Origin of the sequence: Streptomyces longispororuber (genome assembly GCF_024448165.1) — a bacterium.
Lineage (GTDB): Bacteria > Actinomycetota > Actinomycetes > Streptomycetales > Streptomycetaceae > Streptomyces > Streptomyces longispororuber_A.
This window is the reverse complement of the sequence record NZ_JAMOLN010000344.1, coordinates 1-6,336: the sequence shown is the minus strand read 5'-3', so window position 1 is coordinate 6,336 and position 6,336 is coordinate 1. Positions and strand designations below refer to the sequence as shown.

Annotated in this window: 6 protein-coding genes; all 6 read right to left on the bottom strand. The window is 71.6% G+C overall.

Annotated features, from left to right (window positions below; translation table 11 throughout):
• Positions 1-294 precede the first annotated feature (294 nt).
• Positions 295-1,197, bottom strand: a complete 903-nt coding sequence (locus M4J07_RS46060; RefSeq protein WP_255983041.1) for a DUF5936 domain-containing protein — start codon at positions 1,195-1,197, stop codon at positions 295-297.
• A gap of 6 nt (positions 1,198-1,203) precedes the next feature.
• Complete coding sequence (locus tag M4J07_RS46055) at positions 1,204-2,154, bottom strand: type II secretion system F family protein (protein WP_255983039.1); 951 nt, start codon at positions 2,152-2,154, stop codon at positions 1,204-1,206.
• 25 nt (positions 2,155-2,179) lie between these two features.
• Positions 2,180-3,544 (bottom strand): CpaF family protein, encoded by a 1,365-nt coding sequence (locus M4J07_RS46050; protein ID WP_255983037.1) that lies wholly within the window; start codon positions 3,542-3,544, stop codon positions 2,180-2,182.
• 8 nt (positions 3,545-3,552) lie between these two features.
• Positions 3,553-3,879, bottom strand: a complete 327-nt coding sequence (locus tag M4J07_RS46045; protein WP_255983035.1) for a TadE/TadG family type IV pilus assembly protein — start codon at positions 3,877-3,879, stop codon at positions 3,553-3,555.
• 101 nt (positions 3,880-3,980) lie between these two features.
• A complete protein-coding gene (locus tag M4J07_RS46040) occupies positions 3,981-5,564 on the bottom strand; it encodes an AAA family ATPase (RefSeq protein ID WP_255983033.1) in 1,584 nt (527 codons plus the stop codon).
• Between the two features lie 49 nt (positions 5,565-5,613).
• A complete protein-coding gene (gene cpaB, locus M4J07_RS46035; RefSeq protein ID WP_255983043.1) occupies positions 5,614-6,330 on the bottom strand; it encodes a Flp pilus assembly protein CpaB in 717 nt (238 codons plus the stop codon).
• Positions 6,331-6,336 lie beyond the last annotated feature (6 nt).

Genomic DNA, 6,336 nt, shown 5'->3' with positions numbered 1-6,336 from the left:
GGATCCCCCTTCCGCCACTTCCTCCGCTGCAACCAAAACAACACACGCAACGTACGCGAAAGGCGACCCAGTGCACTCGGTTTCGGCGATTAAGGGGCGGGGCTTGACCGGAAGTTTTCGGCCTGTTGCCCGGGGCGTCATCGGGCATCAGCTCCGCCGGTCGCATCGGCTCCCGTCATGTGCGACTCCCCCGTCGTCGTGGCGAAATCCGTCCGGCGCTCCATCACAGTCTTCGCAATCGCCAACCATCGGCTCCCGCTACTGTAGCCAGCCTCCGCACGTTACTGGAGAGTCTCAACGTCCCAAAATGGAACCGAAGTTGGAACCAGAGCCCAGGAACATGCCCGTAGCGATCAGGATCATCGTCGCCGGGAGCATGAAGACGAGCGTCACCATCGTTGCCTTCGGAATCGTTTTCGCGGCGCGGCGGCGGGAGTTCTGGGCGTCGGTTCGGCGCATGTCGGTGGCCAGTTGGATCAGGGTCTCGGCGATGGGTGAGCCCAGTTCCTCGCCCTGTTGGAGTGCCGAGACGAACTGGGCGACCTGCTCGGACGCGTTGCGGCGGCGCAGCTCGTCGAAGGCCTGGCGGCGGGGGACGCCCATGTCCATCTGCCGCAGGGTGATGCGGAGTTCGTCCGCCCAGGGGCCCTCGTACTTCTCCGCGACCCGGTCCAGCGCCTGGCGGAAACCGAGGCCGGCCGAGACGACGACGGCGAGGACGTCGAGGAAGTCGGGGAGGGTGCGGTCGATGACTTCCTTGCGTTCGCGCACCGCCTGCCAGATCAGGGCGTCGGCGGCCAGGGCGCCGAAGGCCAGGGTGAGCAGGGCGAGCAGCGGCTGGCCGTTGGTGAGGAAGACCAGGCCCATGACCACTCCGAAGGCGCCGTAGACCGCTCTGCGCGCCGCGTAGCGGTCGATGGTGAGGCCGCCGGGGTTGCCCGCCATGTCGATCCTGCGGCGCTTGGCGTCGACCCGGCGCGGGCCCATCAGGCGCAGGACCAGGGGCGCGAAGCGCATGCCGAGGCGGTCGACCGCCGAGGACGGGGCGGAGACCCGGGTGGCGCCGACCTCCAGGGCGAGGGCGAGGTCGCTGGGGACCTTGGCGTCGGCGCGGTACATGCGGACGCCCGTGAAGACGCCGAGTACGGCGATGCCCATGAGGAGGGCGAGGAGAAGTCCTGCGGCCGTGGTGGACATGGCGTGTCAGACCTCGATCTTTCCCAGGCGGCGGATCACGAAGAACCCGATCCCGTACAGGCCGAGGGAGATCAGGATCAGGGTCTGGCCCAGCGGGGAGCCCGTCACCTTGGCCAGCGCGCCTTCGTTCGACGAGTTGATGAGGAGGAGCGAGCCGAGGCCGAGCAGCGGGACCGTGAAGGCCGTCGCGTTGACCTCGGAGAGCATGGTGCGGATCTCACGCCGGGTCTCCTTGCGGTCCTCCAGGGTCTGGGTGAGGTTGCGCAGGGAGGAGACCACGGAGCCGCCGGCCTTGTTCGCCAGGACCAGCGTCGTGACGAGGACGACCAGTTCGCGGGAGGGGAGGCGGGCGGCCAGTTCGTCGAGGGCGTCGTCGACCGAGCGGCCGAGCGCCAACTGGTCGGCCACCCGGGAAAGTTCCTCGCCCGCGGGCGCCTCCAGTTCCTCCGCCGCCATCGCGAGGGAGGTACGCAGGGCCAGGCCCGCCGCCGTGGCGTTCGCCAGCAGGCGTGCCACGTCCGGGAGTTGGTTGATGAAGGCCTCGATCCTCTTCTGGCGTTGCCAGTTGAGGAAGATGACCGCGGCCCAGACGGCCACCAGTCCGGCGATCGGGCCGAAGAACGGGGCCAGGGCCGTCGCGGCCAGCACCCAGAGGGCGGCGACGACCGCGGACACGTAGACGAAGAACTCGCCCGGGGTGAGGTCCAGGCCCGTCGCCGACAGGCGCAGCTGGAGGGCGCGGCCCAGCCGGGTGCGGCGCAGCCGGCGGTCGACCGTGGTGAAGCGGCGCGTGCGGCCGCCGGGTCCGAGGGCGAGGCGGCCGCCCGGGTAGCCGTCGAGGCGGTCGACGAGGGCCTGGCGCTGGGCGCGTCCCGAGGCGTACACATGGGCGCCCGCGACCGCGAGGACGCAGGCCAGGACGGTGGCGCCGAGGGCGATGAGGGCGGGCTGCGTCATGACGCGCGCTCCTTCTCCGGCAGTCTCATCCCGTGGCCTCCCTCGTGTTGCGTGCGTCGACGGCCTCGACGACCCCGAACGCCGGTGGCACCGACTCCCCCGCCACGTACAGCCGGTCGGCGACGCGGCGCGGCAGCGGGAGGTGTTCGTAGTAGCCGTGCACCCGGCGCTGTTCCAGGTCGATGGTGCCCGACATGTAGGGCTGGACGGTGAAGCGGGTGACCGTGGCGATCGTGAACTGCTCGCGGCCGTGCGAGACGAGCAGCGCGATCTCACTGATCCGGCGGGAGCCGTCGGCGTGCCGGGTGAGCTGGACGAGGACGTCGACGGCCGAGTTGATCTGGTCCCTGAGCGCTTCGAAGGGGACGTCGACCTCGGACATCGAGCCGAGGGTCTGCAGGCGGGTCAGGGCGTCCTCGGCCGTGTTCGCGTGGACGGTCGCGAGGGAGCCGTCGTGGCCGGTGGACATGGCCTGGAGCATGTCGAGCGTCTCGCCGCCGCGGACCTCGCCGACGATGATGCGGTCGGGGCGCATGCGCAGGCTGTTGCGGACGAGGTCGCGGATGGTGACCTGGCCCTTGCCCTCGACGTTCGGGGGCCGCGACTCCAGGCGGATGACGTGGTCCTGCTGGAGCTGGAGTTCCGCCGAGTCCTCGATGGTGATGATGCGCTCGTGGGAGGGGATCAGCGCCGAGAGGGCGTTGAGGAGGGTCGTCTTGCCGGAGCCGGTGCCGCCGCTGACGATGATGTTGAAGCGGGCCCGGACGCAGGCCGCGAGCAGCATCAGCATGTGCTCGTCGAGCGAGCCGAGTTCGATGAGCTCGGTGAGGCTGTACGCGCGGGGGAAGCGCCGGATGGTGAGGGTCGCGCCGGTGAGCGCGAGCGGCGGGATGATCACGTTGACGCGCTCGCCGGTGGGCAGGCGGGCGTCGACCATGGGGTTGGACTCGTCGACGCGGCGGTTCACCGTGGAGACGATGCGCTCGATCGTCTGCATGAGCTGCTCGGCGGACGCGAACCGCATGGGGAGCTGTTCGACCCGGCCCGAGCGCTCCACGAAGATCGCGTCGGGGCCGTTGACCATGATCTCGGTGATCGAGGCGTCGGCGAGGAGGGGTTCGAGGATGCCGAGGCCGAGGGCCTCGTCGACCACGCGGCGGATCAGCTGGGTCCGCTCGCCGGAAGAGAGGACCGGGCCCTCGCGGCTGATGATGTGGCCGAGCACGCGCTCCAGGCGGACGCGGCGGTCCGCGGCCTGGAGCGAGGACATCTCGGCGAGGTCGATCTCCTCCAGGAGCTTGGCGCGGTAGACGGCGACCAGGCTGTCGTCGCGGGCCGGTTCGGGTCCGGCGGGGTCGCGGGTGGCGACGACCCGGGAACGCAGGCTCATGGTTCTCCTCAACTCCCGGTGTTCTGCTTGTCGTTGGGCATGGTCGCGGTGCGGGTGAGGTCCCAGCCGTCGAAGAGCGGGATGATCGCGGGTACGTGCACGGTGACGGTGGCGGTGATCGTGTCGCCGGTGCCCGTCGCCGCCGCGGGGTGCAGCCAGGTGCTCGTGGCGGCGGACGCGGCGGCCTGGGCGGTGCCGGGGGTGAGGGATTCCGCGCGCGCCGCCGCGCGTGCGGCGCTGCCCGCCTGGTTGGCGCCGTAGCCGACCAGGCCGAGCTGGATCGCGGCCATGCCGATGATCAACAGGAAGGGGAGGAAGCCGGCGAATTCCACCATGGACACTCCGTTGTCGCCACGGAGGCGCCGGCGCGGCTGCTCAAGCCCCTGCGGCGATTGAGCAGCGGGGTCCGGGGCGGAGCCCCGTGTCCGGGAGCCCGTCACGGGGCGGTCTCCGTTGCCGCCCCCGCCTCGCCCGTCACGCTCCAGCCGGGGTTGATCCCGGGGAAGAACAGAGGGACGTCCACCTGCACCGTGGCCTTCATGACGGTGCCGTCGTCGGCGCAGCCGATGCTCGCCGCCTGCCAGGCCGAGGGCAGGTGGGACTTGCCCGCCGCGTCGCAGGCGCCTGCCACGTCCCCGCTCCCGGCGGCAGCCGACGTCGCCGCCCGCGCCGCCTCGTCCGCCGCGTTCCCGGCCAGCGAGTACGTGTAGCCGTACAGGACGCACTGCCACAGCAGGCCCATGACGACGAGGACCAGCGGGAACATCGCCGCGAACTCCAGCGTGACCGCGCCCTTGTCGCCGCGGCGGCGGGAGCGGCGCCCGCCGGCGTCCGGGGCGGGGGCGGCGACCAGGTCGAGTTCGGCCGCGAGCGCCCACATCGCCTGCTTGACCGTGGAGCGGTTGTCGAGGTCCTGCATCCGGCCCGCGTCGACGGCGGCCTGGAGTTCCTTGTACGCGGCGGGGACCGAGGTGCGGGCCACGTTCGTGCCGGTCACCCGGGCCACCAGGGCGGGCTGGATCTCGGCGGCCCTGGCCTGCCGGTTGACGACGGTGAGGGTCTCCTCGGCCTTGCGGATCTGGAGCCGGTCCCAGAGCCGGACCATGCGCTTGGCGGCGCGGACCGCGACGACGTCCGGGGTGACCAGGAGCGTCGCCTGGTCGGCGAGTTCGATCGCCGCCGCGTTGGCCGCGCCCATCTGCGTACCGCAGTCGACGACCACGACCTCGTAGCGGGCGCGCAGGGCGTGCACGACCTGGCGGGCGACGCGGTCGGTGACCTCCTCGCCGCGTTCGCCGTCGGCGGGGGCGAGGAGCAGGTCGATGCCGGTCTCGTGGGTGAAGACGGCGTCCTGGACGACGCGCGGGGTGATGTCGCGGATCGCGGCGAGGTCGGCGACGGAGCGGCGGAACTGGACGTCGAGGTAGGAGGCGACGTCGCCGGACTGGAGGTCGAGGTCGAGCAGCGCGACGGAGCGCCCCGACGCGCGGGCGGCGAGGGCCAGTTGGACGGCGGTGAGGGTGGTGCCGACGCCGCCCTTGGCGCCGGTCACCGCCACCACGCGGCCACCGCCGCCGGCCGGCATCAGTTCCGCGCCGGTGCCGCCCGCGAGGTGCCGGCGCATGCCCGCGGACCAGGACGCGGCGGCCTGGACGCGTTCGGCGAGGGCGTCGTAGCCGAGCGGGAAGGCGACGATGCCGCGCGCTCCGCTGTCCATCGCGGCGGTGAGCAGGGCGGGGCTGGTGTCCGCCGTGACCAGGACGACGCCGACCGCGGGGAAGCGCAGGACGAGGTCGCGGATGAGGTCGAGGGCGGGGACCGGGCCGATGCGTTCGTGGACGAGGACGACCTCGGGCAGTTCGTCGAGCGACTCGGCGGCGAGCCGGGCCAGCGTGTCGAGCAGCGCGGTGGAGTCGGCCAGGGGTGGGGCGGGTTCGGTGTCGGCGAGCTGGGACAGCAGGGTGACCAGGGCGCGGGCCGCCTCGGGCTCCCCGACGGCCGGCAGGATGCGAATGGTCATCGGCCCCACTTTCGGTCGGCAGGACTGGCCGGACGGCGCCGGACGCCGCTCACTTGTCCTCGTCCAGCGTGTACGAGCGGTCGCCCGGCGCGATGGCCCCGTCGTCCCCGGGGGCGACGAGCGCGAGCCGGACGTGGGTGGCGAACGACTCGGCGTACGCGACCCGTTGGGCGTCGGCCGCGCCGAGCGCGAACGTGATGGGGACGGCCTCGCCCTGGCGCCGGACGGAGTTGCGGTCGCCGCCGCCCTGCTGGTCGATCGGGGTGAGCTTGCCGACGTCGAGCACCTCGGCGTTCTCCACGATGACCTTCGACTGGTCCTTCTGCTTGTCGTTCTCGGCCTTGAAGGTGGCGTAGATGTTGACCTTCGAACCGGGGTTGATCTTTCCGGCGACGCCGGTCTCCGCGTCGATCATGATGGCGATCTCCTGCTGCCCGGCGTCGAGCTGCGGACGCGCGACGATCATGTCCGACTGGAGGAGGGAGCCCTTCTTCAGCTGGGTGACGGCGATCTTGCCGCGGATGTCGCGCAGGCTGGTGACGGCGGTGGACGAGAGCCAGCGCTCGGGCATCTCGACCTTCTCGAACTGGTCCTGCGACAGCTCCTTGTAGGGCGCCACGTCGGATTTCAGACGGTACGCGGCGACCTCGGGGCCCACCTTGGAGTTCACGTCCCGGATCACCGACAGCACACCGGCGAACGCGCCGACCGCGCACAGGGCGGAGACGACCAGGATGATGACGCCGCGGCGCTGACGTGAATTCATGGACCG

Bases quoted from the DNA above. Each gene is read 5' to 3' on its own strand.
- M4J07_RS46060 (WP_255983041.1), bottom strand. From the start codon at position 1,197: ATGTCCACCACGGCCGCAGGACTTCTCCTCGCCCTCCTCATGGGCATC.
- M4J07_RS46055 (WP_255983039.1), bottom strand. From the start codon at position 2,154: ATGACGCAGCCCGCCCTCATCGCCCTCGGCGCCACCGTCCTGGCCTGC.
- M4J07_RS46050 (WP_255983037.1), bottom strand. From the start codon at position 3,544: ATGAGCCTGCGTTCCCGGGTCGTCGCCACCCGCGACCCCGCCGGACCC.
- M4J07_RS46045 (WP_255983035.1), bottom strand. From the start codon at position 3,879: ATGGTGGAATTCGCCGGCTTCCTCCCCTTCCTGTTGATCATCGGCATG.
- M4J07_RS46040 (WP_255983033.1), bottom strand. From the start codon at position 5,564: ATGACCATTCGCATCCTGCCGGCCGTCGGGGAGCCCGAGGCGGCCCGC.
- cpaB (WP_255983043.1), bottom strand. From the start codon at position 6,330: ATGAATTCACGTCAGCGCCGCGGCGTCATCATCCTGGTCGTCTCCGCC.